Origin of the sequence: Kitasatospora sp. NPDC051914, assembly GCF_040680995.1 — a bacterium.
In the GTDB taxonomy this organism is placed as follows: Bacteria; Actinomycetota; Actinomycetes; order Streptomycetales; family Streptomycetaceae; genus Kitasatospora.
The window spans coordinates 1-24,069 of the sequence record NZ_JBFAXX010000089.1 but is presented as its reverse complement, the minus strand read 5'-3'; the positions used below and the strand labels follow the sequence as shown (position 1 = coordinate 24,069).

The following is a 24,069-nucleotide window of genomic DNA, read 5'->3' as shown; positions in this document are numbered from 1 at the left end:
CGTCCGGCTCCTCGTCCGTGCGGCCCTCGGCTTCCTCCTCCTCGGCGACGGCGTCCTCGTGGGACTTCACCACCTTGCTGTCGCGGATCTCGCCGAACGGGCCGACGTGCATTCCCCGGCGGGAGCCCGACGTGCGCTTCCGGGCTCAGAGCATCGCCAGCAGCTCGCCCATCGCCTTGGCGACGTCGTCCGCCGTCCACTCCAGGGCGGCACTGCCCACCGTCACCTCGGTCATCGCCAGACCGGGCGCGCCCGGCTCGTCCCAGAACGAGAACAGCGCGATCCCCTGCTCCTCGGCCAGCCGCAGGGTGGCCTCGGTGAGGGCGTCCGCGGTGTGCGGAAGCCACAGCCGGAACTGGTGGGTGTGCGGCGGCAGCGGGTCCACCCGGGCGCCCGGGACCTCCGCCAGGGCCGCCGCGATCGTCTTCGCGTGCCTCACGTAGCCGGGCAGCCGCGGGAGTTCGCGCTCCAGCCCGGCCAGCGCTGCCAGCGCCGCCGGCCACTGCTGGAAGAGCCGGCCGCCGTACCGGTGCCGCCAGACCCTGGCCTCCCGGACGAACTGCTCGTCGCCGGCCAGCAGGGCCCCGCTGAGGCCGCCCAGCGACTTGTAGCAGGAGACGTACACCGAGTCGGCCAGCGCGCTGATCTCCGGCAGCGTACGGCCCAGGTGACCGGTCGACTCCCACAGCCGGGCGCCGTCCAGGTGCACCCTGGCCCCGAGCCCGCGGGCCGCCTCGACCGCCTCCGACAGGTCCTGCCAGGACGGCAGCACGAACCCGGCGTCGCGCAACGGCAGCTCCAGCATCAGCGTGCCGAACTGCTCCTCGCAGCAGCGCAGTTCGTCCGGGTTCGGCAGGCGCGGCGCGGTGGTGGGCCACACCGTGTGCAGGCCGGTGAGGCGGGTGACGGCCCGCCGCTCGTGCAGCTCGGGGTGGGCCAGCGGGTGCATCGCGACCACTCGGCTGCCGGTGCGGTCCGCCCAGTACCGCAGTGCCACCTGCTGCGCCATGGTGCCGGTCGGGAAGAAGGCCGCGTCCTGGCGGCCGAGCAGCGCCGCCACCTTCTCCTCCAGGGCCCGCACGGCGCCGTCGCCGTACACGTCGGGCCGCTGGTCGAGGTCGTACACCTGGTCGGCGTCGGCGGCGAGGGCCGTCATCCGCTCGCGGAGGCTGGCCGGCCGGCTGCCCGAGAGCAGCCGGCCGCTGGACCGGAAGGCGGCGAAGCGACGCCGCTGGAATTCCTCGTTCACTCCCCGATCCTCGCCCAGATCCCCGCCCGGCGCGCCGGATGGAGCGAGGAGGGCGGGAAGTTGCCGTACCGCTTCTCCTCCGCCCCGTCCGGACCGGACGCGACCGCCGCAGGACGCGCCGCGCCCCGGAACGGTGCCCGGCTGTGGCCCGGGTCACGATTGGCCCCCGGACGACAGGGGTACCGCGGTGGCAGTGGTCACAGGCCCCCGGGCCGGTACGAGCGCCGGTAGTAGTGACGGCGCCGCCCGGGGCCCGGGACACGGGGGCAGGGGCGGGCCGCGGGGCGTCCAGCACGACGGACCGTCGTAGGTCACACCGTTTGGGTCGCTCCGGAAGAGCGATTACACCGGAGTGGTCCCCGCCAGGGAGCCGTGCGGCTCCGCTGCGCACCGCCCCCTTCCGCGAGGTCCAGCCACCATGCCTTCGTTCTCCGACGCCACTCGTCGTATCGTCCGCACGGCCTCCGCCGGCACCGCCGCGGCCATGCTCAACGCCCGTTCCCTGACCTCCCGCGCGCTGGAGGCCGGCCGCGGGGGCGGCCTGTCGGGCCTGCTGGGAGCCGGCCGGACGGGCGACCTGTCGGGCGTGCGGGCGGCGGCCGCCTCCCCTCGGCCGGGCAACCGGGCGAAGGTCGCCTCGGGCGGTGTCGCCGCCCTGGCACTGGGCGCACTGCTGCTGCCGGGCCACGCCTCGGCGCAGGCCACCGTTCACCCGACGGTGCCGGGCAGCTCGGTCTTCACCGCCTCCTCGGCGCCGCAGCAGGAGGGCCGCGTGGTGCAGGTGGCCGAGCCGAGCACCTACAAGCAGCCGCGTTCGGTCTCCGCCCAGGACTCGGTCGGCGTGGCGCGCAACCTGGCCCAGCCGCAGCCCGCGCAGCAGGCACAGCCCGCCGCCCAGCCGGCCCCGGCCCAGCAGGCCGCCCCGCAGCCGCAGCCGGCCCAGCAGGCGCAGCCCGCCCCGGCGCCCGCCCCCGCGCAGCCGGACTGGTCCTCCCCCGCCCCGGGCGCGCCGACCAGCAACCCGTACCACAAGACCAACCGCGGCTACGCGGCCGGCTTCCACACCGGTGTGGACTTCGCGGTGCGCACCGGCACCCCGCTGGTCGCCGTCGGCAACGCCACCGTGGTGTCGGCCGGCTGGGCCGGCGCGTACGGCAACCAGGTCGTGCTGAAGCTGGCGGACGGTCACTTCGCCCAGTACGCGCACCTGTCGAAGCTCGGCGTGCACGCGGGCCAGAAGGTGAAGGCCGGCGACCGGGTCGGCCTGTCCGGCAGCACCGGCAACTCGACCGGTCCGCACCTGCACTTCGAGATCCGCACCGCCAACCGGTACGCCGCGGTGATCGACCCGATCAAGTACCTCTCGGCGCACGGCGCGAAGAACTTCTGATCGCTCCCCGCCCTGAGAGGGCCGACGACCGCCGGGGGACGTCAGGAGGCGGTCGCGCCGGCGGCGGGGGCGGCAGCACCGGCCGAGATGCCGGACGCTATCTCCAGGGCGAGCTCGACGGCCGCCTCCATGGCCTCCGCGAGGGTGGCCGGCGGGGCCTCGGCGCAGGCGGCGGCCGACTCACCGGACTCGGTGTCGTCCTGCTTGAGCAGGAAGAACGCCGAGTTGATCGAGAAGAGCGAGACGGTGGCGCGCAGCCGCTCGCGGAAGGTGGCGTTCGGGCCCTGGATGAGCCCGATCATCGCCAGCATCCGGTCCTTGAACTCCAGCCCGGCCGCGGACTCCCGCAGCGCGGGCTGGTTCTCGTGGAAGAAGCGCAGCAGCGGGGCGCGGTCGGCCATGCCGGCGGCGAAGCGCCGCACCAGTTCGTCCCGCAGCTCCGGGGACCAGGGGCGTTCGCGGCCCCAGGCGATCGCCTCGTCTATCGGCGCGGCCATGGAGCCGACGATGCCGTGGACGATGTCGTCCTTGGTCTTGAAGTGGTAGTACAGCGCGGCCTTGGTGACGCCGAGGCGGTCCGCGATCTCCCGCAGCGAGGTCTTCTCGTAGCCCTGTGACGCGAAGAGCTCCAGGGCCACCTCGATGATCCGCGCTCGGGTGTCGCTGCGGGGGCTCTGCGTCGTACTCATCGGTGGCTGGCCTGCCTCGTGGCTGCGGTGGGTGGCGGTAGCGCTCCGGCTCCGGCGCACCTCCAGGGTCCATTCTCCCTGCCCGGGGGCGGTCCGCCGAAACCGGCTTGACGTCCGGCTGGGGGACAACTTACCGTGCGACGCGACCGGATAACTAGCCGGTCGACAAGTAAGTAGGCCGCGGACCACGCGGCAGGCCGCTCTCGGGGAGACGCTTCGATGTCACACCAACAGGTAGAAAAAGCCGCGGAAGGTCCCGCAGCCGGAGCCCCGGAGGCCTCGGACGACGTCCCCCGCACCCCGCGCGAGATCCGCCTGGTGATGATCGGCCTCGTCGTCGCGATGCTGCTCGCCATGCTCGACAACCTGATCGTCGGCACCGCGATGCCCACCATCGTCGGCGACCTCGGCGGCGCCGAGCACCTCTCGTGGGTGGTCACCGCCTACACGCTGGCGACCGCGGCCTCCACCCCGATCTGGGGCAAGCTGGGCGACATGTTCGGCCGGAAGGGCACCTTCGTCCTCTCGATCGCGATCTTCCTGCTCGGCTCCGCGCTCTCCGGCCTGTCCGGCACCATGGGCCAGCTGATCGCCTTCCGCGCCGTGCAGGGCCTCGGCGCCGGCGGCCTGATGGTCGGCGTGATGTCGATCATGGGTGCGCTGGTCCCGCCGCGCGACCGCGGCAAGTACCAGGGCATGTTCGCCGCGGTGATGGCGCTCGCCACCATCGGCGGCCCGCTGATCGGCGGCTTCATCACCGACCACCTGAGCTGGCGCTGGACGTTCTACATCAACCTGCCGCTCGGCGTGCTCGCGCTGGCCTTCATCGTGATCACCCTGAAGCTGCCGACCACCCGCTCCACCGCCCGGATCGACTACCTGGGCGCGCTGCTGCTGACCGTCGGCATCACCTCGCTGGTCCTGGTCACCACCTGGGGCGGCCAGGAGTACGAGTGGGGCTCCAAGCAGATCCTGGGCCTCGGCGCGCTCGCCGTCGCCACCCTGATCGGCTTCTGCTACGTCGAGCAGCGCGTCGAGGAGCCGATGCTCCCGCTGTCGCTCTTCAAGAACCGCAACTTCACCCTGGTCTCGGTGATCGGTTTCATCGTCGGTTTCGCGATGTTCGGCGCGGTGACCTTCCTGCCGCTCTACCAGCAGACCGTCCAGGGCGCCTCGGCCACCAACTCCGGCCTGCTGCTGATGCCGATGATGTTCGGCATGCTGGTGATCTCGCTGGTGGTCGGCCAGGCCATCACCAAGACCGGCAAGTACCGGATCTACCCGATCATCGGCACCGCGGTGATGGCGGGCGGCTCGCTGCTGCTCTCCACCCTCGGCACCGACACCAGCCGGTTCACCTCGGCCTGCTGGATGGTCGTGCTGGGCGCCGGCATGGGCTTCCTGATGCAGGTGACCATGCTGGTCGCGCAGAACAGCGTCGAGCTCAAGGACATGGGCGTGGCCTCCTCCACCGCCACGCTGTTCCGCACCATCGGCGGCTCGATCGGTGTGGCGCTGTTCGGCGCGCTCTTCACGCACCAGGTCACCGCCACCATGAAGGAGCGGCTCGGCAGCGGGGGCGGCGCGAGCGCCAACCTCGGCCAGATGGGCCCCGAGGCGCTGCGCAAGCTGCCCGCGCCCGTCCAGGACGCCTACCACCACGCCGTCTCCAACGGCATGCACACCGTGTTCCTGTGGGGCGCCGTGATCAGCGTGGTCGCGGTCGCCGCGGCGCTGTTCCTGCGCGAGGTGCCGCTGCGCGGCGCCGGCACGCAGAAGCCGGAGACGCAGCTCGAAACGGTCTGATCCCCGCCGTACGGCAAGGGCCCGCCCGGATGTTCCGGGCGGGCCCTTCGCCTGTGCGTGCTGCGGCCAGCGGGTCAGTGCGGCAGGCGGTAGACGCCCTGCGCGACCGGCTCGACCAGGCCGTCGGCGACCAGCCCGTCCAGGGCCCTGGCCCGCTGTACGGCGTCCGGCCAGACCGCGTCCAGCCGGGCCTGCGGCACCTCGCCGTGCGCCTCGCGCAGCACCGCGAGCAGCTTCCCGCGCACCTGGCGGTCCGTTCCCTCGTACGTCTGCCCGCGCCGGGCCGGGCCCTCGTACGGCGGACGGCCGGCCCGCTGCCAGGCGCAGTCCGCGAGCAGCGGGCAGGAGGCGCACTCGGGGCCGCGGGCGGTGCAGACCAGCGCGCCGAGCTCCATCACCGCGACCGCCCAGGTGGCGGCGGTGTCCGCGGTGGCCGGCAGGTACTCGGCGGCGGTGCGGCGCTCCGCCGCGGTGGTCGCCTGTGCCGGGTACTCGACGCCGGTGACCGCCCGGGCGAACACCCGGCGGACGTTGGTGTCCAGCACCACGTGCCGCTGCCGGAAGGCGAACGACGCGACCGCGGCCGCCGTGTACTCGCCGACGCCCGGCAGGGCCAGCAGCGCGGCGTGGTCCTCCGGCACCTCGCCGCCGTGCTTCTCGGTGATGGCCACGGCCGCACCGTGCAGCCGCAGCGCACGGCGCGGGTAGCCGAGCCGGCCCCACATCCGGACGGCCTCGCCCGGTGCGTCGGCGGCCAGGTCGGCCGGGGTCGGCCAGCGCTCCAGCCAGGCCGCGTACGCGGGCAGCACCCGCTTCACCGGGGTCTGCTGGAGCATGAACTCGCTGACCATCACCGCCCAGGCAGTGGCGGACGGCGTCCGCCAGGGCAGGTCGCGGGCGTTGGCCTCGTACCAGCCGATGACGGTGGAGTGCAGCCGGGCGGGAGTGGCATTGATGGCAACCATGGCACTCCGATCCTCCCATGCCGCCGGACGCGTCCGGGCCGTCGGCGGCGCCCCGGGGCAGGGGGCTCCCCCGGGCGGGGCCGTCAGAGGCCGAGGTCGTCCAGTTCCTTGAGCAGCGCCGCGCGCGGGCTCTCCGGAAGGCGGTTGCCGGCGCCCTGACCGGGAGCGGCGCCGGCCGCGGCTGCCGCTGCCGCGCCGGTCGCCGGCGCGGCCGCCGCGGGCGCACGGCGGGCGGTGCGGGCGCCGCGGTCGCGGAACAGCCAGGCGCCGAGGAGGCCGCCGACCAGTCCGCCGAGGTGGCCCAGCCAGCTCACGCCCGGGGTGCCGGGGACGGCGGTGGTCAGGATGTAGGCGAAGGAGGCCGCCATCACCAGGCCGATCAGGCTGTCGATCAGGTTCCGGTCGATCAGGCCGCGCAGCACCACGTAGCCGAAGTAGCCGAAGACCAGGCCGCTCGCTCCGACGGTCACCACGCTCTCCCGCTCGAAGAGCCAGACCGCCGCACCGCTGGTGAGCGCCACCAGCAGGGTCAGCCCGAGGAACTTCTTGACCCCGCGGTAGGCGGCGAGGAAGCCGAAGACGAACAGCGGCCCCGAATTGCTCTCCGCGTGCTGCCAGTTCACGTGCAGCAAGGGCGCGGCAAGGACGTCCGCGGCCCGGTCGATCCGGTGCGAGCGGATGCCGAAGTCGAGGGTGAGGTCGTAGTCGGCGAGCCAGTTGACGATCTGCACCGCCCAGACCGTGCAGAGGAGGCCGAACACCACGAAGAAGGCGCGGCGCGCCTCGGCGATCATTCGGGCGGGATCGGGTTCGGTGCGCTGGTCGGTCGCCATGACGCGACTATAGGGCTGCGCCCGGGGCCCGGACAGGCCCGGGAATACCCCGAACGGCCCGCGCCCGTCCGGAGCAAATGGCGGATCATGTGAAGGAAGTGATCCCCGTACAGTGTTGATGCATCAACGGGTGCACACAGTCTCGTAGAGTTTGCGCGTGCCCTCTCTGCGTCAACCCGTGGGACCGTTGCCGGCCTCGATCTACTGGCGACGGCGTCTCGTCGTGCTCGCCGCACTGGCCGTCGTCATCGCGCTGGTCGCCTGGCTCGTCACCGGATCAGGTGACAAGGACGCCCAGGGGGACAAGAAGACGGCGCAGGCCGCACCGGTGCAGTCGATCACACCGGGGGCGAGTCCGACCGGCTCCGCCATCACCTCGCGCCCCGGCGGCGGGGGCGGCAGCACCGGCGGCGGCGCCTCCACGGCCGGCCCCTCCGGTTCCGCGGGCACCTCGGGCGACGACGTCAGCGTGAGCACCGGCGGTACGGGCAGCGGGAGTTCGGGCGCGGCCGGCACCGCGGGCGGCACCTCGACCGGCGGCGGCGCCGGGCAGCCGCCGACCAACACCTCCGAGGTGATGGCCCTGCCGGTGTGCTCGGCCTCCCAGGTCTCGCTGGAGCTGGCGAGCGCCCAGAACTCGTACACCTCGACGGTCAAGCCGCGGCTCTCGCTGACCGTCCGCAACACCTCGGGCTCCGGCTGCCGGGTGGACCTCGGCCGCACGGCCTCGACGCTGACCGTCACCGCCAGCAGCGGCGAGCGGGTCTGGTCCTCCGGCGACTGCCCGGCCAACCGCCAGGCGGCGTGGGTGCAGCTGGCAGCCGGCGCCGGGCTGACCGAGAGCTTCACCTGGAACCGCAGCCGCAGCAAGCCGCAGTGCGCCTCCGCCGACGCCGCGCCCGCCGGGCCCGGCAACTACCTCGTCCAGGCCGATCTGGCCGCCCCCGCCGGCGGCCCGGTCTCCGCCCGAACGTCCGTCCGCCTGGAGGGCTGAGCCCGCGCCGTGCCGCGACCGACGGCCCGCCCCGCAGACCGGGGCGGGCCGTCGCACGTCATGGGGCTGTGAGGGGCCGCGGTGCCGCTGTGAGGGGTGTGTGCGATCTCGGGAAAGCCTCTTTGTCGCGCCCCTGCCAGAAGTGGAGAGTGGTCGCAGCAGCCGGCCCGTCCGCCCCACCGGACGGGCCGGCGGTGCTGGACACGCCCTGGGCGCGGCCTGGGCCGCGCGCCGTCAGACGTAGCGCTCCAGGATCGAGGACTCCGCGAGGCGGGACAGCCCTTCGCGCACCGACCGGGCCCGGGTCTCCCCCACGCCCTCGACGGTCTGCAGGTCGTCAATGCTGGCGGCGAGCAGCTTCTGCAGGCCGCCGAAGTGCTCGACCAGCCGCTCGATGACGGTGTTGGGCAGCCGGGGGACCTTCGCCAGCAGCCGGTAGCCGCGCGGTGAGACCGCCGAGTCCAGCGCCTCCAGCGAGCCCGAGTAGCCGAGCGCCTTGACCACCGTCTGCAGGTCGAGCAGCTCGGCGTGGGTGAGCGCCTCCAGATCGGCGAGGACCTCGGTGACGGTGCGGCCCTTCTTGGCGGCCCGCTCGGGGAAGTAGTCCCGGGCGACCAGCTCGCGCTCGGGCTCGACCCCCGCGATGAGTTCGTCGAGCTGCAACGAGAGCAGCCGGCCGTCGGTGCCGAGCTCCAGCACGTAGCCGGCGATCTCGGCGGCGATCAGCCGGACCATCTCCAGCCGCTGGACGACGGCTGCGACGTCCCGGACGGTGACCAGGTCCTCGATCTCCAGCGCGGAGAGCGTGCCGGCGACCTCGTCGAGGCGGAGCTTGTAGCGCTCCAGCGTGGCCAGTGCCTGGTTGGCACGGGAGAGGACGGTCGTCGAGTCCTCCAGCACCCGGCGGGAGCCGTTCACGTACATCGCGATCAGCCGCATCGAGTGCGAGACCGCGACCACCGGGAACCCGGTCTGCCGGTTCACCCGCTCGGCGGTGCGGTGGCGGGTGCCGGTCTCGTCGGTCGGGATGGTGGAGTCCGGCATCAGGTGGACGCCGGCCCGCACGATCTTGGTGATGTCCTTGTCCAGGATCACCGCACCGTCGAGCTTGCAGAGTTCGCGCAACCGAGTGGCGGTGAACTCCACGTCCAGCACGAAACCGCCGGTGCACAGCGACTCGACGCCCCTGTCGAAGCCGAGCACGATGAGGCCGCCGGTGTTGGCCCGCAGCACCCGCTCCAGGCCGTCCCGCAGCGCCGTGCCCGGCGCGATCGCACTGAGGGAAGCCCGCAGCAGGGCCTCCTCGCGGGGGGACTTGTCCGCCCGGTCGCTGGCTGCCACGTGACTCCTCCGGTCGAGCCGGACCGCGTGGCGCGGCGCCCGACGGTCTCTCGCTTATTACTGCACCGATTACCGATTGCCCATTAGACAGGGCAAAGTCTAACTGCGTGCGGCAATAGCGGGGCCGGAGTCAGTCGAGTTCGTCCGCGTCGACCGGCTCCCACCCTTCCATCAGCTCCTCCGGGTGGGCCGGGACGTACCGCTCCAGCGCCGCCCGCGCCGGATCGCCGGCGCTGCCGCGCGGGGCCGCGACGGGCGGTGCGGACTGCTCGGACCGGGGCCGGCCGGAGCTGCGGCGTCGGCCCGGAATGGCCCGCAGCGCCTCGCCGATGTCGGCCACCTCGACCACCTTCATGCCCGGCGGGACCTTGCCCGGGTCCGGCGGGACGAGCGCGTGGGTGAAGCCGAGCCGGTGCGCCTCGGCCAGCCGGCGCTGCACGCCCGTCACCCGGCGCACCTCGCCCGCCAGGCCGACCTCGCCGATCGCGACCAGGTTGCTGGGCAGCGGGGTGTCGGAGGAGGAGCTGGCCACCGCGAGGGCGATGGCGAGGTCCGCGGAGGGCTCGGTGAGCTTCACGCCGCCGACCGTGGCGGTGTAGATGTCCTGCTTGCCGAGCTTCACCCCGCCGTGCCGCTCCACCACGGCCAGGATCATCGCGATCCGCGGCGACTCCAGGCCGGAGGTCGTCCGGCGCGGCGAGGGGATCTGCGAATCCACCATCAGCGCCTGCACCTCGGCGACCAGCGGGCGGCGCCCCTCCAGGGTGACGGTCAGGCAGGTCCCGGGCACCGGCTTGTCACGGCGGGTCAGGAAGAGGCCGGACGGGTCGGCCAGCCCCGCGATGCCCTCGTCGTGCAGTTCGAAGCAGCCGACCTCGTCGGTGGCGCCGTAGCGGTTCTTGACCCCGCGGATGATGCGGAGCCGCGCGTGCCGGTCGCCCTCGAAGCTCAGCACCACGTCGACCAGGTGCTCCAGCAGGCGCGGGCCGGCGATCTGGCCGTCCTTGGTCACGTGGCCGACCAGCAGGGTGGCCATGCCGCGCTCCTTGGACGCCCGGATCAGCGCGTTGGCCACCTCGCGGACCTGGGCCGGGCCGCCGGGGGCGCCGTCCAGCTCGGCGGAGGCGATGGTCTGCACCGAGTCGAGGATCAGCAGCCCGGGGTTGACCGCCTCGATGTGCCCGAGCACCGCCCCCAGATCGGACTCGGCGGCCAGGTACAGGTGCTCGGAGAGCGCGTTGATGCGGTCGGCGCGCAGCCGGACCTGGCCCGCGGACTCCTCGCCGGTGACGTACAGCGTGCGGTGCCGCTCGCCGGCCGCCTTCGCGGCGACGTCCAGCAGCAGGGTGGACTTGCCCACGCCGGGCTCGCCCGCGAGCAGCACCACCGCGCCGGGGACCAGGCCGCCGCCGAGCACCCGGTCGAGCTCGGGCACGCCGGTGGTGCGGGCGGTCGCCACCTGCCCGTCGACCTGGCCGATCGGCTTCGCCGGGGAGCTGACCGGGCCCGCGGCGGTCGTCCGCAGCGGGACGGCGCCGTACTCCTCGACCGTGCCCCAGGAGTTGCACTCCGGGCAGCGGCCGACCCACTTGGGGAGCTGGTTGCCGCACTCGGTGCAGCGGTACGCCGGGCGCGGCTTGGCGGTGGTCTTGGTGCGGGCAGCCATGCGGCCAACCGTAGCCGGTGGGTCCGACAGTGCGGGCCGCCCCGCACGGTCCGGGCCCTCCGGGCGCACCGGACGGGCCCGGCGGCGGGGCCGTGGGCGGGACGGGCAGGTGCATCACACCGGCAGCGCGCACCCGCCCGCACACGCCCGTCCCCGCGCCGGGTCACGGTCTGGCAGGTGCTGTTACCCGAAAGAAGTACAAGCCCGCGGAAACCCCGGGAACGGCCGGGCACCGTCCCTACCGTCGAACGCGTGACGAGCTTGCTTGAAAGCCCGGTGGCTGCCGGGTCACCGGTCCTGCACGCCTACGGTCGGCACGTGGACGGGCTGTTCACCTACTGCCTCTCCGTCCTGTGCGAGCACGACGCGGCCGTGGCCGCCGTCGGCGAGGTCCGCGACCTGGCTCTGCGCCACGGCGACCGACTGGCCGACCCCGCCCTGCGCCGGGCCTGGCTGTACGCACTGGCGCGGCACTGCTGCCTGCGCCGCCTGGAGCACGGGGCGGACGCCGCCTCCGACCCCTCCGACACCGCCGCCCCCTCCCCCGCCCGCGAGACCGGGGGCGCCCGGCACGGCCGTGACGCGGCCGGCCCCGCGCGGGCGGTCGACACCGTGCGCCGGAGCGCGTCCGCGGCGGCGCGCCGGGCCGGCGGGAGGGGTTCGACCGCCCGCGGCGGCCGGAGCCGCCCGGGCGGCTCCGGGCCCGCCGACGGCGGTGCGGCCGGTGCCGGCCCGATCGGCACGGGCGGTGCTCCTGGCGCGGCAGTGGTCGCCCAGCGGCGTACGGAGCTGGCCAAGCTGGCCTGGCCGGAGGCGGCCGGCACCGGCCCGGAGCAGCGGGAGGCCCTGGAGCTGGCGGTCCGTCACGGGCTCGCAGCGGTGGAGGTCGCCGCCGTCCTGGGGCTGCCGGCGCCGGCCGCCGAGGAACTGCTGGAGTCCGCGGGCGCCGAGGTCGCCCGCACCCGGGCGGCCCTGCTGGTGCTGGGCGCGAACACCTGCCCCGAGCTCGCCCAGCTCGGCGGGGCGGGCGCCGGGGGCCGCAGTGGCTGGGTGCTCGGCCCGGCGCTCCGCCGCGAGCTGGTGCAGCACGTGGTGGACTGCCCGACCTGCCGCGGCACCGCCGGGCGGGTGGCGGGCGAGCTGGAGCCCGGGCCGACGGGCCTGGAAGGCCTGCCGCTGCTGACCGCCCCGGTGACGGTGCGGGTGGGCACCACGGCGGCACAGGTGCCGGGCGGTGCGGCGGGCGCGGCCTTCCTGGCGGGTGCCGCGGCCGGGCGGCGGCTGGTCTCGCCCGAGCAGGGCGCGGCAGCGATCCGCTTCGACCAGCGCGGCTTCCCCCGGCACCGCGCCCCCTCCGCCGGGCTCGCCATGGTCCGGCAGCGGGTGGTGACCACGGGCGTGCTGGCGGCGGTGCTGACGGCGCCGGTGGCGGCGCTGTGGGCGGCCTACCGCGGCGGGGAGAGCGTCGGCGCCGCGACGCCGGTCTCCTCCGTCCGGGTGGACTCGCCGACCGGGGCGCCGGACGCCTCCGGGGCGGAGCGGCCGGACGGGTCGGGCCTGGCGGGTGCCGGTGGGCGGGATGCGGCGCCCGACGGGCTGCAGCTGGCCGGATCGGCCGGTGCAGAAACGTTGCTCCCGGCTGTCGAGGGTGCGGTCGTCCCCGTGCCGTCGCACGGCTCGCAGGCGCTGGCCGCCGCCGACCTCGCCCCCGTCCCGCCGGCGCCGCCCGCGAAGCCCGGCCTGCTGACAGTGGAGGCCAGCGAGTGGGGCAGCCGCACGGTGATCACCCTCACCAACTCCGGCGGCACCACCATCCACTGGCACGCGGAGGTCGGGGTCGACTGGCTCCGGCTCAGCCGCGACGAGGGCACCCTGGAACCGGGCCGGCGCATCACCGTGACGGTGACCGTGGACGAGGAGCGGGTGCCCGCCGGGCACTGGACGGCACGGATCGCGCTGCCGCCGTCCGAGGCCGTGGTCACTCTGGAGGGCGGGCCCACCCAGCGCGGCGGACAGTCCGGCGACCCCGCGGGCGGCTCCTCCGCCCCCACCGAGCCCTCGGACGGCGGTGCGGGCGGCACCGGCGGGAGCCGGAGCCCCGAGCCGCCGTCCGGGGGCGGAACTCCGTCGGACGGGAGTACGCCGGGCGGGGGCCAGTCGAGCGGTGACCGGGCCCCGGGCGGCAGTCCGTCCGATGGCAGTCCGTCGAACCCGGCGCCGGGCGGCGACCCGGCTCCCGCTCAGGGCTCGGCCTCCCCGCCGCCGGCCGACGGCGACGGGGGCGGCCCCTCGCAGGGCACGGGCCGCCGCGGCGCGGACGGCGGCCCCGGCGGCGGCACCAGCACCGGAAGCGGCACGAAGCCGTGACCGGTCCTGCCCCGGCCGGGCACCGATCCGGGTCGGGGCAGGGCCGGCAGGGGCGGATCAGCCCCGGTCGCCGGAGCCGGCCGAGTGGTGGGAGGACCAGTCGGCGGCGGCGTCCACGGCCCGGTCCCACACCGGGTCGACGGCGATCGCCAGGAGCTTCTCGGTGCTCAGCGGCGGCTCCGGGCGGTTGATCGAGCCGCCCGGCTGGACAGAGTTCCACTCCGTCACCGACACCCGCTTGCCGGACGGCGTGGCCAGCAGGCACCACCAGGTCTTCGCGCCCGTCTCCCGGTCGCTCGACTTCCAGGTCATCGCGGCGGAGCCGTCCGGCAGTGTCTCCCAGTTGCACGACACCTCGGGCTGCTGCTTCGTGCAGACGATCGTCTGCAGCACCGCCCGGGAGGGATCGCGCCACACCGCCGTCCGGAGCCCGGCCGGCCCGCTGCCGTCGTCCACGGTGACCTCCGCCAGCGGGACGGCCCCGGTCCGGGCCGCACCGGCCGTCCCGGTGCCCTGGGCGTCGACGATCCGCCAGCCCGCCAGATGGGGCCGCAGTGCGGTCACCATCTCCTGGTCCGTCATGCCGGCGGGCAGCCCGAGGGTCGGCGAGGCCCCGATCACCGTCCGTCCGTCGGACTGCCGGAACTCCGGGAGCGCCCTGACCAGCGCGCCTCCGCCGGCGATCAGGACGAGCGCCGCCGCCCCGCCGACAACGGCGGAGGCTCTGCGGCGGCGCAGCGCCCGTCCGCGTTCGACGGCGCCGAGCGCGATCCGCGGGAGGTCGGGCACGAATCCGTCACCGGCCTCCCGGAAGAGCTGGACGAGCTCCTCCTCGGGAAGGGCCTCGGGTGGTTCGGACATGGCTGGTTCACCGTCTCTGCGGTCGGCTCGGGCAGGTCTCGGAATGCAGGGCTCGGAATGCGGGGCTCGGGACGGGCGGGCGGTGCAGGGCGTCAGCGCAGGGCGAGGTCGGGCAGGGCATCGCCGAGCAGCAGGCGGAGCCGGCCGAGGGCGCGCGAGGTCTGGGTGCGGACGGCACCGGGGCTGGCGTCGAGGAGTTCGGCGGTCTCCTCCACGCTGACGTCCTCCCAGTAGCGCAGCACCAGTACGGCGCGGTCCCTCGGGGACAGGTCGGCCAGTGCCTCGATCAGGGTGAGCCGCAGCGAGGAGTCGCGGTCCGGCCCGGGCCGGTCCGGCAGCTCGCCGACGGGTCGCTCGGAACTGCTGCGCCGCCGGACGTGGGTGAGGAACAGGCGGTAGAGGACGCCCTGGGCGTACGCGGCGGGGTTGTCGATCCGCCGGGTGCCGGGCCGCCGGCCGCCGCCCGGCCGCCACACGGCGTACATCTTGCCGAGGGTCTCCTGGACGAGGTCCTCGGCGAGATGGGTGTCGCCGCCGGTCAGCAGGCAGGCCGACCGGTACAGGTGGCCGGAGCGCGTGGCCGCGAAGTCGAGGAACTCCTCGTCCCTGATGCTGTGCCCGTGTCCGGGCCCGCCCCTGGCCATACCGTCGCCCCCGCCCCTTGCGTCCCGTCCGTCCCCGCACGTCCCTGCCTGTACGACGCGGTCGGCAGGGCGCGGCGTTACAGGCCGGCCGGGATTCTTCCGGCTGCCGGGGGCTGACGCCGCGTCGGCGGGGGCGGCCCAATCAAGGCCGCATAGTCAGACCCGCACGGTCAGGGCCGCACGGTGAGCGGGGGCCGCTGCCAGCGGCCGTCGAGGACGGTCGGCTCGGGTCCGTACACCCGCAGCAGGACGGTGAAGGGGCCGGGCGGGACGGGCAGCCAGTTGGCCTGCTCCTGCGGGTCCTCGGGGCGGTCGCGCCGGAGGTGGAGGGTGAGTGCGCCGCCCTCGTCCTCCACCAGGCCGGGGGTGCGGTCGCCGACGGCGTACCGGTCGATCGGGTTGTCGACGGGCAGCCGCTCGGGGAGCCCGTACACGGCGACCGACCAGAAGTAGCGTGCGGGCGGGCGGCCGCCGGGCGGGAAGCGCAGCACGTAGGCGTGGGCAGAGCCGTCCAGCGGCTCCCCGGTCTCCTCGCCCGGCCCGGACTCATCGGTGGAGACCCAGGCGGTGTACCAGGCCTCCTCGGCCGGCAGCCCGTACAGGCCGGTGGACACCCCGATCGCCCGGCCGAGGTGGTCGGTGCCGAGCTGGGCGCGGGTGCCGAAGAGGCCGGTGGAGTCGTGGCTGTCGGTGGCCTTCGCGGTCAGCTGGGCGTGTGCGTCGGCGATGCCGTGGACCATGGCGTCCCGGATCTCCAGCGGCAGCGCGGCCTGCTCGAAGTCGCCGGTGCCGATGCCGAGTTCGGCGAGGCGGCGGCGGAGGTCGGCGTCGGCCGGGAGCATCGGGAAGAAGCCGAGCAGGAAGTCGAGGAAGGAGAAGAACTCCAGGCTGTCGAGGACCTCCTCGCGCCAGACCGGCCAGACCGGGTCCGGCGCGGGCGGGGGCGGTGCGGTGCCGCGGTCGGCGCTCAGCGGGCGGAGCCGGTAGCCGGCCTGGACCTGTTCCAGGGCATCGACGTCGTCCGGGCCGGCCAGGTGCGTCCGGCCGACGATGCCGACCAGTTCGGTGTCGGCGCGCAGGACGCCGTCGAAGCCCTCGGCCGGCGTGCCGTGGTGGCCCGGCCCGGCGATCAGGTGGCGGCCGGCCCGGCCGCCGGTGGTGCGGGAGCCGACGAACCCGACGTAGCAGGTGTCGAGGTCGTGCACCGGCAGCACGTGGTACCGGTCGGTGGCCGGGACCTCCAGGACCCAGGGCTCGGCCCGCAGGTCGAGCCAGGCCCAGGAGTACGGGGTGTCGTGGTCGGACGCGGCGGCGTCGGTGTCGTCCTGGGCGGCCGGGTGCGGGTAGTGGCGGAAGACACCGAAGCCGCCGGTGTAGCGGGGGTCGGCGTCGTCGACGGCCTGTGCGTAGAGCGTCCGGTAGTTCTCCAGCAGGGGCAGCCCCCAGATCCAGGCCTCCGCCGCCGTGCCGCGCACCGTGTCCGCATCCACCAGGACCGGGTTACCCATGCCGTCTCACTCCCCAACGCTGCCTGTTCGGGACAAATCGGTATGAAGCGAGACTAGGTCCTGCCCGGGCCGCGGCGCGGCAACCGCTGCCCGGCGGCGAACACGACCCCGGGCCACCTCGTACACCCGGATCGGCACGCCGCTGGGCGTCGCCGAGGAGAGGGGCACTGCGGCCGGCGGTACGTCCGCGGGCTCGCCCCGATCAGTGCGAGCGGCGGGTGACCAGCTCGGCGAGGGCGAGCAGGTCGTCGGCCGCGGACGGATCGGGGATGGCCTCGGCGAGGTGGGCGATCGCCGAGGCCATCCGCTCGCAGGACTCGCCCTGGGCCCAGCTGCGGCCGCCGGCCCGCTCCACCGCTGCGGCTGCCTGCTCGAGCTCGGCGGCGTTCAGCGGGCGGTCCAGCGAGTAGAGCGCGGCGAGCTCGGCCGCGGCCGGTGTGCCGGAACTCAGCGCGTACACCACCGGGAGGGACTTCTTCCGGGCGGCGAGGTCGGCGCCGACCGGCTTGCCGGTGACGGCCGGGTCGCCCCAGATGCCGATCAGGTCGTCGATCAGCTGGAAGGCCAGGCCGATCTCGCGGCCGAAGGCGTCCAGGACGTCGGCGGCGGCCTCCTCGGCCCCGGCGTAGAGCGCGCCCAGGGCGCAGGCGCAGCCGAGCAGGGCGCCGGTCTTGCCCTCGGCCATGGCGAGGCATTCGGCGAGGGTGACGTCGCTGCGCTGCTCGAAGCTGCAGTCGGCCTGCTGGCCGGCGCAGAGCTCGACCACGCAGTCGGCGAGCCGCCGGACGGCCGCCGGCGCGGCGGGGTGGGTGTCCTCCGCTAGGACGCGGAGGGCGAGGGAGTGCATGGCGTCCCCCGCGAGGATGGCCTCGGTGGTGCCGAACACCCGCCAGGCGGTGGGACGGTGGCGCCTGGTGCGGTCGCGGTCGATGACGTCGTCGTGGAGCAGGGTGAAGTTGTGCACCAGCTCGACGGCGGCGGCGGCCCGGACGGCGCTGGCCGGGGTGCCTCCGGCGGCCTGGGTGGCGGCGAGCACCAGGGCGGGCCTGATGGCCTTGCCGGAGCCCGCGGCAGTGGGGGTGCCGTCCGCCTCCCACCAGCCGAAGTGGTAGCCCGCGATGCGGCGCATCGTGCCCGGCAGGGTGTCGACGGCGGCGCGCAGGCCCGGGTCGACGGTGCTACGGGCGCGGGCCAGGACGTTGCCCGCCTCGTGCCCGTCGGTGTGGTCGCGCTCGGGCGCGAAGATCGCCATGTGGTCCTCCCCCTCGGTGTGGCGGCACGGGCGGCGGCCTGCCCCCGCCCGTGCCGTTGGTACTGCTCGGTGCTGCTGTTTGTTCGGCGGCCCGGCGGGCCGTCAGTCGCGCGGGCCGGACAGGGCGACGTTCTCCAGGACACCGACCGCGTCGGGCACGAGGATCGCCGCGGAGTAGTAGGCGGTGACCAGGTACGAGATGACCGCCTTCTCGTCGATGCCGGCGAAGCGCACCGAGAGGCCGGGCTCGTACTCGTCGGGAATCCCGGTCTGGTGGAGGCCGATGACGCCCTGGTTGTCATCGCCGGTGCGCATGGCGAGGATCGAGCTGGTGTCGCCGCCGGTGATCGGGATCTTGTTGCAGCTGAAGATCGGCACACCTCGCCAGGCGGGCACCCGGCTGCCCTGCACCTCCAGGGAGCCGGGGTAGACACCGCGCCTGTTGCACTCGCGGCCGAAGGCGGCGATGGCCCGCGGGTGGGCCAGGTAGAACTTGGTGCCGCGGCGGCGGCTGAGCAGGTCGTCCATGTCGTCGGGGGTGGGCGGCCCGGAGTGGGTCTGGATGCGCTGGCCGTGGTCGGCGTTGGCCAGCAGGCCGAACTCCGGGTTATTGACCAGCTCGTGCTCCTGGCGCTCGCGCAGCGCCTCGACGGTCAGCCTGAGCTGTTGCTCGGTCTGGTCCATCGGCTGGTTGTAGAGGTCGGCGACGCGGGTGTGCACCCGGAGCACCGTCTGCGCGATGCTCAGCTCGTACTCGCGGGGCGCGAGTTCGTAGTCGACGAAGGTGGTGGGCAGATCGTGCTCGCCGACGTGGCCGGCGGAGAGCTCGATCGCGGCCTCGCCGTGCTTGTTCTGCGGGCGGCCGGCGCTCTCGGCGAGGGCCCGGGCGCGCTCGCGCAGCTCCGGGGCGCCGTCGGCCAGCCGCTCGAAGACCGCACGTGGGAGGGCGAACAGGGTGCCGGCGGTCGCGGCCCGGAGGCCGGCCGGCCAGACCGTGCCGCTGCCGAGCAGGGCCTCGTCGCCGAGGTGGTCCCCGTCCGCGTGGGAGCCCAGCACGGTGGGCTCGCCGTACGGCCCGGTGCCGTGCCGCTCCACCTTGCCGTGCGCGATCAGCAGCAGCTCGTCGACCGGGCCGCCCTCGGCGGCCAGCTGCTCGCCGGCCCGGAACTCCCGCTGGACGAAGCCGCCGGCCAGGGCGGCCAGCAGCGCGCCGTCCTCGATGCCGCGCAGCAGCGGAAGCTCGCACAGCGAGGGCGGGAAGACCTGCACCCGGGAGCCCGTGCGCTCGAAGGCGACCCTGCCCCGGCCGGCCGCGAAGCTCAGCCGCCGGTTCACCCGGTAGGTGCCGCCGGAGACCTGCACCCAGGGGAGCATCCGCAGCAGCCAGCGCGAGCTGATCTCCTGCATCTGCGGGGCCGACTTGGTGGTGCTGGCCAGATTCCGCGCACCGGCCGTGCTCAGGCTGGACTGCTGCCGCGTCTGCGGCTCGCCCCCCTGTGCAGGAACACCGATGCTGGTTTCGGTCGACATCGAGAATCGCGGACCCTTCGCACGAGGCATGCGCGCACCGGACGCGCTGCTTTGTCAAACAATGCTGACGCCCGTTCGGCCCCGCCCGCAATCACTCGTACGAGTGGTCAATTGAAGCCTGCAAATAGTACGAATAGAGTGCGTGCTCGAAAATGGCGGACCCGCCGAAAGATCCCCGCGGAAAACCGCGCGGAGCGGCACGTCCCGCCGCCGGCAGCGCCCGTCCGGCCCGAACGGCCCGCACGGTGTCCGCCGCCTGCCATGAGCACGTCCATCATTCCCGGGTCCGGCACCCGTGCGCACACTCCGACCGATCGCGATTTCATCTGATCGCAACATGCCGGAAGTTGCCGTCACAGGCCCGTCATCAGCCACCAACTACCCTGATGCCCACGCATGTTGATCGACCGCCACGTCGACCCCCCACCCCCCGCACACCCGGCCCGGCCAGAGCGCTAAGGTGCCACCTCAAGAGCGCGGCATGACGCCGGCAGGCAGGCCGCCCGACCGCGCCCTCCCACTGCTGCGCCCTTTTCCAGGGAGAACTCCGTGAGCGCCCCCGTTCGCGTCTGGTTGAACCGTACCTACGCCGAGAACGTCTTCTTCATCGACCTGCTGCGCGCCGCCCCGCGCCCGGTCGAGATCCACGCGACGCACGTCGACCCGGACTCCCCGGTGCTCGCCGCCGCGGACTTCGGGTCGCTCGAACCCGACGGCCTCTCCCCCGAGGCCTATGTGGAATTCGCCCTGGAATTCTGCGCCCGCCACAGCATAGACGTATTCCTCCCCCGCCTGGGCCAGCTCGCGATATCCCTGCGCCGCCGCGACTTCGAGGCGATCGGCACCGCCCTGGTGTGCCCGACCGCGCCCGCCATCGCCGCCTTCGAGAGCAAGGCGGACGGCTACGCCGCGATGGCCGCGGCCGGCCTGCCGGTGCCGCTGTGGCGGCACGTCCGCACCGCGGACGAGCTGGTCGCCGCCGTCGAGGAGATCGAGGCGGACGGCTCCACCGCCTGCCTCAAGCCCGCCTCCGGGGCCGGCGGCGAGGGCTTCCGGGTGCTCACCCGGGAGCCGTTCAGCCTGCGCCGGCTCTCCGGCTTCCCGGACGCCAGCGTCCAGCTCGACCTCGTCCTGCACGCCCTGGAGCAGAGCCCGGAGCCCGCCGACCTGCTGGTGATGCCGCTGCTGGAGGGCCCCGAGATCTCCGTCGACTGCCTCGCCGCCCCGGACGGCCGCCTGCTCGCCGCGGTCGGCCGCACCAAGACCCGCCGACGCCGGACGTTCACCACCGACCCGCGCTACCTGGAGCCCACCCGCCGGCTGATCGAGACCTTCCAGGTCTCCTACCTGTCCAACGTCCAGTACCGGCACCACCACGGCCGCCCGGTCGTCCTCGACGTCAACACCCGGCCCTCCGGCGGACTGCACCAGCTGCGGCTCTGCGGCCTGAACCTGCCGTGGACGGCGGTGCAGCTCGCACTCGGCGAGTCGCCGGTCACCGCGTTCCCCGCGGACCTGCTCGACACCGAGTACACCCTGGTCTCCGGCATCCAGCCGGTGCTGCCGCGGCAGCGCACCCGCGACTGGGAGCGCACCCCGGCCGCCGCCGTCTGAGGCACCGGCCCGCCCGCAGCGCACGGACTCCCGACGAGCGGGCGGGCCCGCCGGTGCCGAAAGGGTGGGCCCCTCCTGCCCGTCGGCGGGCAAAGAGGGCGAGCGCGGGAGCGAAGCGACGACACAACCCGGTCAGCCGGCCGGTCCGTCCCAGTCCAGTGTGGGGGGCAGCACGCCCTCCAGGGTCAGCAGCCAGCGCTTGATCTCGATCCCGTGCGGGCCGCCGCCGAAGCCGCCCAGGCCGTCCGCGGCCACCACCCGGTGGCAGGGCACCAGCAGCGCGAGCGGGTTGGCGCCCATCATCTGCCCCACCGTCCTGGCTGCCAGGCCGGGCTCCGACACGTCCTCGAAGACGCCGCTGCGGGCCGCGAGTTCGCCGTAGGTGATGGTGTGCCCGTAGCCGGTGTCCGCCAACAGCCGCTCCAGCACCACCCGGTGCGGGCCGGAGGCGAACCTCCAGTCGATCGGCAGGCCCAACTCCCTGCGTCGGCCGCCGAAGTACTCATCGAGCCGCCCGGTCAGCATGTCGACCACCCGCTGCTCGGTGCACTCCGGCACGCCGGCCTTCAGCCCCGCCACCGACTCGCCGGAGTACGAGGCCGCGGCAACGCCGACCGGCGTGACGGCGAAGCGCATCGGCCCGCTGGGCAGGGGCGTCGGCACCGTGACCCAGGACAGCTGCTCCATACCCCGGAACCTACTCCGTCGCGGCCGCCCGCAGGGCAGCGGTGTCGAAAACGACCGTCGAATCGACGACCAGGCCGTCGCGCAGTTCCATCCGGTCCACGCCCTCCCACTGCACCGGCCGGCCCTCCACCGTTGCCCCGGCCCGCCAGGCGATGAAGGAGACCGAGCGGTTCCCGGCGTCCGCGACGACCTCGAGCCTCAGGTCGGGGAAGCGCGCCAGCGCCCCGGCGACCTGCTGCGACCAGCTCTCCAGCCCCCGGATCGGCTCGGCCCGCCCGGGCCAGCGCAGCACGATGTCCGGCGCGCTCAGCCCGCCCAGCCGGGCCGGGTCCGGCGCGGCCCAGAAGTCCGCCCAGCGCGTCACGAAGTCCCCATGTGCATCGGCCATGTCCGCCACCCCTGTCCAGTTGCATACCATGAGTACGTACTTCAAGTATGCAAGTTACGTACCGCTAGTATGCGTGTCAACACCGGCAGCGGAAGACGGCGGACGGCATGGCACGGCGCACCCAGGCGGACAGGTCCGAGACCACCACGCGGCAGATCGTCGCCGCGGCCGCCGAGCACTTCGGCACCTCGGGGTACGCCGCCACGTCGATCGACGACATCGCCCGCACCGCGGGCCTCACCAAGGGCGCCGTCTACCACCACTTCGACGGCAAGCCCGCCCTGCTCCGGGCCGTCTTCACCGGTGCCGAGGAGCAGCGTGCCCGCCGCCTCGCCGAGGCCGCCGCCGGCCTCGAACCCTGGGCCGCCGTACGGGCCGGCTGCCACGCCTTCCTCCGCAGCTGCCTCGACCCCGCGGTACGACGGATCCTGCTGCTCGACGGGCCCGCCGTCCTCGGCTGGGACGAGGTCCGCGCCGTCGAGGAGGCGCACTCCACCGCCCTGCTGCGCCAGGGCCTCACCAGGGCGGCGCCGGCCGACGACCCCACGATCCGCACCCACCTGCTGCTCGGCGCGCTCTGCGAAGCGGGCATGCTGCTGGCCAGGGCGGCCGACCCGACCGCCGCCCTGGACCTGATCACCGCCGAGGTCGACGCCCTGCTCGACGGCCTCGCGGCCCGCGCCCCGCGCTGAGCAGCCTCACCTCACAGGTGCTCGGCCAGGTACTGCGAAAGGTGCCGGCACCATTCGGTGAGCTCGCCGCGGGACTGCTCCTTGCCCTCGCACAGCCCGGCGACCTGGGCATCACTGAGCCGGCTCGCGCCGGACGCCTCCAACATGTGCGCCATCTCCCCGAGCATCGCCGACAGCCGCTTGGCATCGTCGTGGCTGAGCATCACCAGCGCATCGGTGTGGCCGATCGTGACAGAACCGGGCATCGCGGCCTCCCGCGGGTCTCACGCCTGCCGCCAGGCGTCTCCGACCCCCCTGTCCACCGTACGACCGCCGCCCGGCTCCGGCGCGCCCGTCACGCAGTGAACGGGACACACGGCGGGTGGGCCGCAGCGGGCGGCGGCAGGGCGTGGGCCGGAGAGTGCGTCCTGCTACCGGAAGAGGCCGCAGGACGCCACGAGCGACTCGGCCGGAGCCGAGTGCGGCGGCCCGCATCCCGGGCGCACGAGGCACTCCTCACAGGCTGACGGATGGTCGGATAACCGTTTGAATGCCTGCGAAGCACCTGACATGCTGTCGGCCGGCCGGCCGCTGGACGGACGGCCGGGGGGCAGCGGGCCATGGCACCGCAAGGGTGCGGAGCAGCGTGTCGACGCCGCAGCGCCGTACCGGGCGTCCCCGCCCACGACCGTCACCGTCTTCGCGCAACACGAGGTTCCTACATGACGCATGCACAGCAGCAGGCCCGGTTCGAGCAGCCGTCGCAGGCACCGGCACGACGGGCCGGGTACCGCGGCGGCCGCACCCGGCTGCTGTGCGCCGCCCTGGTCGCCGCCGCGGTGGCCGTGGGCGGTACCGCCTGCACCGGCTCCGACGAGGGAGCCGGCAAGGGCTCCGCCTCGGCCCGGGCAGAGGTGTTCGGCCCGAAGGGCTACCGCGGCCTCGGCCCGGGCACGACCAAGGACGCCGCGCTGGGCAGCGGCGCCCTGCAGAGCGCGCCGATGTCCGCCCTGACCGGCTGCACGGTCTTCGCGTACCACGACGGCCCGGCCCCCGACCCCGCCGTGATCGCCGCGGAGAAGGCGGCCACGACGAGGACGAAGGAGGCCGGCGACAAGGCGGACAAGGCCAAGGCCGATGCGGACGCCAAGCGGGCCGGTGCCGGCGCCTCGGCGCAGGAGTACGCCGAGGACGCCAAGCGCTCGGCGGAGGTCGCACAGCTGCTCGCCGACTCCACCACCGCCATCGCCGACGAGACCAAGCTCCTGGTCGCCCGCGAGAAGGCCTTCGAGGCGGTCGGCGGCGCCAAGTTCGGCACCACCGGGCAGCTCAAGCAGCTGGTCGCCCCGCCGAAGGCCCGTACCGCCGAAGGCCTCGGCACCGGCTCCACCGAGGACGACCTGAAGAAGGCGCACCCCGCGGTCAAGGCCATCGAGGGCGGCTACACCCTGCCGGTCGACGGCGCACAGGACTGGGAGCTGGTCTTCGCGGTCGACGGCGGCAAGGTCACCGCGATGTCGCTGTTCAACACCGCGGCGAAGTGCGCCTGACCGCGCTGCACCGGTCGGGGGGCCCCCCCGCGGGGCGGGCCGCCGGGCCCGCCCGCCCCCCGCC

At 74.4% G+C, this 24,069-nt stretch carries 21 protein-coding genes; 7 read left to right on the top strand and 14 right to left on the bottom strand.

The genetic code is table 11. The annotated features are described in order from the left end of the window. Window positions 1-145: 145 nt before the first annotated feature. On the bottom strand, window positions 146-1,249 hold the full coding sequence (locus AB0M03_RS36020) for a beta-eliminating lyase-related protein (protein WP_363499869.1): 1,104 nt from the start codon (window positions 1,247-1,249) through the stop codon (window positions 146-148). Between the two features lie 418 nt (window positions 1,250-1,667). Here AB0M03_RS36020 and AB0M03_RS36015 point away from each other — a divergent pair, with 418 nt between their 5' ends. Then, a complete protein-coding gene (locus tag AB0M03_RS36015) occupies window positions 1,668-2,639 on the top strand; it encodes a M23 family metallopeptidase (protein ID WP_363499867.1) in 972 nt (323 codons plus the stop codon). Between the two features lie 41 nt (window positions 2,640-2,680). Here AB0M03_RS36015 and AB0M03_RS36010 read toward each other — a convergent pair whose 3' ends face one another. Next, complete coding sequence (locus AB0M03_RS36010) at window positions 2,681-3,328, bottom strand: helix-turn-helix domain-containing protein (protein WP_363499865.1); 648 nt, start codon at window positions 3,326-3,328, stop codon at window positions 2,681-2,683. A 219-nt stretch (window positions 3,329-3,547) separates the two neighbouring features. On the opposite strand from AB0M03_RS36010, the gene AB0M03_RS36005 reads away from it, so the two are divergent. Continuing rightward, window positions 3,548-5,134 (top strand): MDR family MFS transporter, encoded by a 1,587-nt coding sequence (locus tag AB0M03_RS36005; RefSeq protein ID WP_363499863.1) that lies wholly within the window; start codon window positions 3,548-3,550, stop codon window positions 5,132-5,134. A gap of 74 nt (window positions 5,135-5,208) precedes the next feature. Here the strand turns inward: AB0M03_RS36005 and AB0M03_RS36000 are convergent, their stop codons facing one another. Both AB0M03_RS36000 and AB0M03_RS35995 read right to left on the bottom strand, forming a co-directional pair. Further along, complete coding sequence (locus AB0M03_RS36000; RefSeq protein ID WP_363499861.1) at window positions 5,209-6,099, bottom strand: A/G-specific adenine glycosylase; 891 nt, start codon at window positions 6,097-6,099, stop codon at window positions 5,209-5,211. A gap of 83 nt (window positions 6,100-6,182) precedes the next feature. Further along, window positions 6,183-6,932: a rhomboid family intramembrane serine protease gene (locus AB0M03_RS35995; RefSeq protein ID WP_363499859.1), complete on the bottom strand. Its 750-nt coding sequence runs from the start codon at window positions 6,930-6,932 to the stop codon at window positions 6,183-6,185. Window positions 6,933-7,110: 178 nt separating this feature from the next. Between AB0M03_RS35995 and AB0M03_RS35990 the strand changes: the two genes are divergently transcribed. Continuing rightward, complete coding sequence (locus AB0M03_RS35990) at window positions 7,111-7,926, top strand: hypothetical protein (protein ID WP_363499857.1); 816 nt, start codon at window positions 7,111-7,113, stop codon at window positions 7,924-7,926. 234 nt (window positions 7,927-8,160) lie between these two features. On the opposite strand, the gene disA is transcribed toward AB0M03_RS35990, so the two are convergent. Beyond that, a complete protein-coding gene (disA, locus tag AB0M03_RS35985) occupies window positions 8,161-9,219 on the bottom strand; it encodes a DNA integrity scanning diadenylate cyclase DisA (protein ID WP_363499871.1) in 1,059 nt (352 codons plus the stop codon). Between the two features lie 178 nt (window positions 9,220-9,397). Then, entirely contained in the window at window positions 9,398-10,933 is a 1,536-nt protein-coding gene (radA, locus tag AB0M03_RS35980) for a DNA repair protein RadA (protein ID WP_363499855.1), read from the bottom strand. Between the two features lie 252 nt (window positions 10,934-11,185). On the opposite strand from radA, the gene AB0M03_RS35975 reads away from it, so the two are divergent. After that, window positions 11,186-13,300 (top strand): sigma-70 family RNA polymerase sigma factor, encoded by a 2,115-nt coding sequence (locus tag AB0M03_RS35975; RefSeq protein ID WP_363499853.1) that lies wholly within the window; start codon window positions 11,186-11,188, stop codon window positions 13,298-13,300. Window positions 13,301-13,357: 57 nt separating this feature from the next. Here the strand turns inward: AB0M03_RS35975 and AB0M03_RS35970 are convergent, their stop codons facing one another. The 5 genes from AB0M03_RS35970 to AB0M03_RS35950 form a co-directional block, all read right to left on the bottom strand. Further along, window positions 13,358-14,161 carry a hypothetical protein gene (locus AB0M03_RS35970; RefSeq protein WP_363499851.1) on the bottom strand — a complete coding sequence of 268 codons (804 nt, stop codon included), beginning with the start codon at window positions 14,159-14,161 and terminating at the stop codon, window positions 13,358-13,360. Window positions 14,162-14,253: 92 nt separating this feature from the next. Further along, window positions 14,254-14,805: a SigE family RNA polymerase sigma factor gene (locus AB0M03_RS35965; protein WP_363499849.1), complete on the bottom strand. Its 552-nt coding sequence runs from the start codon at window positions 14,803-14,805 to the stop codon at window positions 14,254-14,256. Between the two features lie 170 nt (window positions 14,806-14,975). Next, the gene (locus AB0M03_RS35960; RefSeq protein ID WP_363499847.1) at window positions 14,976-16,313 is read right to left on the bottom strand and encodes a DUF1254 domain-containing protein; all 1,338 of its coding nucleotides are present in this window, start codon (window positions 16,311-16,313) and stop codon (window positions 14,976-14,978) included. Window positions 16,314-16,515: 202 nt separating this feature from the next. Further along, window positions 16,516-17,565 (bottom strand): family 2 encapsulin nanocompartment cargo protein polyprenyl transferase, encoded by a 1,050-nt coding sequence (locus tag AB0M03_RS35955; RefSeq protein ID WP_363499845.1) that lies wholly within the window; start codon window positions 17,563-17,565, stop codon window positions 16,516-16,518. 102 nt (window positions 17,566-17,667) lie between these two features. Beyond that, on the bottom strand, window positions 17,668-19,095 hold the full coding sequence (locus tag AB0M03_RS35950; RefSeq protein WP_363499843.1) for a family 2B encapsulin nanocompartment shell protein: 1,428 nt from the start codon (window positions 19,093-19,095) through the stop codon (window positions 17,668-17,670). A 549-nt stretch (window positions 19,096-19,644) separates the two neighbouring features. On the opposite strand from AB0M03_RS35950, the gene AB0M03_RS35945 reads away from it, so the two are divergent. Continuing rightward, window positions 19,645-20,709 (top strand): ATP-grasp domain-containing protein, encoded by a 1,065-nt coding sequence (locus AB0M03_RS35945; RefSeq protein ID WP_363499841.1) that lies wholly within the window; start codon window positions 19,645-19,647, stop codon window positions 20,707-20,709. Window positions 20,710-20,841: 132 nt separating this feature from the next. Here the strand turns inward: AB0M03_RS35945 and AB0M03_RS35940 are convergent, their stop codons facing one another. Further along, window positions 20,842-21,396 carry a methylated-DNA--[protein]-cysteine S-methyltransferase gene (locus AB0M03_RS35940; protein ID WP_363499840.1) on the bottom strand — a complete coding sequence of 185 codons (555 nt, stop codon included), beginning with the start codon at window positions 21,394-21,396 and terminating at the stop codon, window positions 20,842-20,844. 10 nt (window positions 21,397-21,406) lie between these two features. Further along, a complete protein-coding gene (locus tag AB0M03_RS35935; RefSeq protein ID WP_363499838.1) occupies window positions 21,407-21,784 on the bottom strand; it encodes a nuclear transport factor 2 family protein in 378 nt (125 codons plus the stop codon). A 107-nt stretch (window positions 21,785-21,891) separates the two neighbouring features. Here AB0M03_RS35935 and AB0M03_RS35930 point away from each other — a divergent pair, with 107 nt between their 5' ends. After that, window positions 21,892-22,476 carry a TetR/AcrR family transcriptional regulator gene (locus AB0M03_RS35930; RefSeq protein WP_363499836.1) on the top strand — a complete coding sequence of 195 codons (585 nt, stop codon included), beginning with the start codon at window positions 21,892-21,894 and terminating at the stop codon, window positions 22,474-22,476. A gap of 11 nt (window positions 22,477-22,487) precedes the next feature. Here the strand turns inward: AB0M03_RS35930 and AB0M03_RS35925 are convergent, their stop codons facing one another. Next, window positions 22,488-22,721 (bottom strand): hypothetical protein, encoded by a 234-nt coding sequence (locus AB0M03_RS35925; RefSeq protein ID WP_363499834.1) that lies wholly within the window; start codon window positions 22,719-22,721, stop codon window positions 22,488-22,490. A 456-nt stretch (window positions 22,722-23,177) separates the two neighbouring features. Between AB0M03_RS35925 and AB0M03_RS35920 the strand changes: the two genes are divergently transcribed. Beyond that, window positions 23,178-24,005 (top strand): hypothetical protein, encoded by an 828-nt coding sequence (locus AB0M03_RS35920; RefSeq protein ID WP_363499832.1) that lies wholly within the window; start codon window positions 23,178-23,180, stop codon window positions 24,003-24,005. Window positions 24,006-24,069 lie beyond the last annotated feature (64 nt).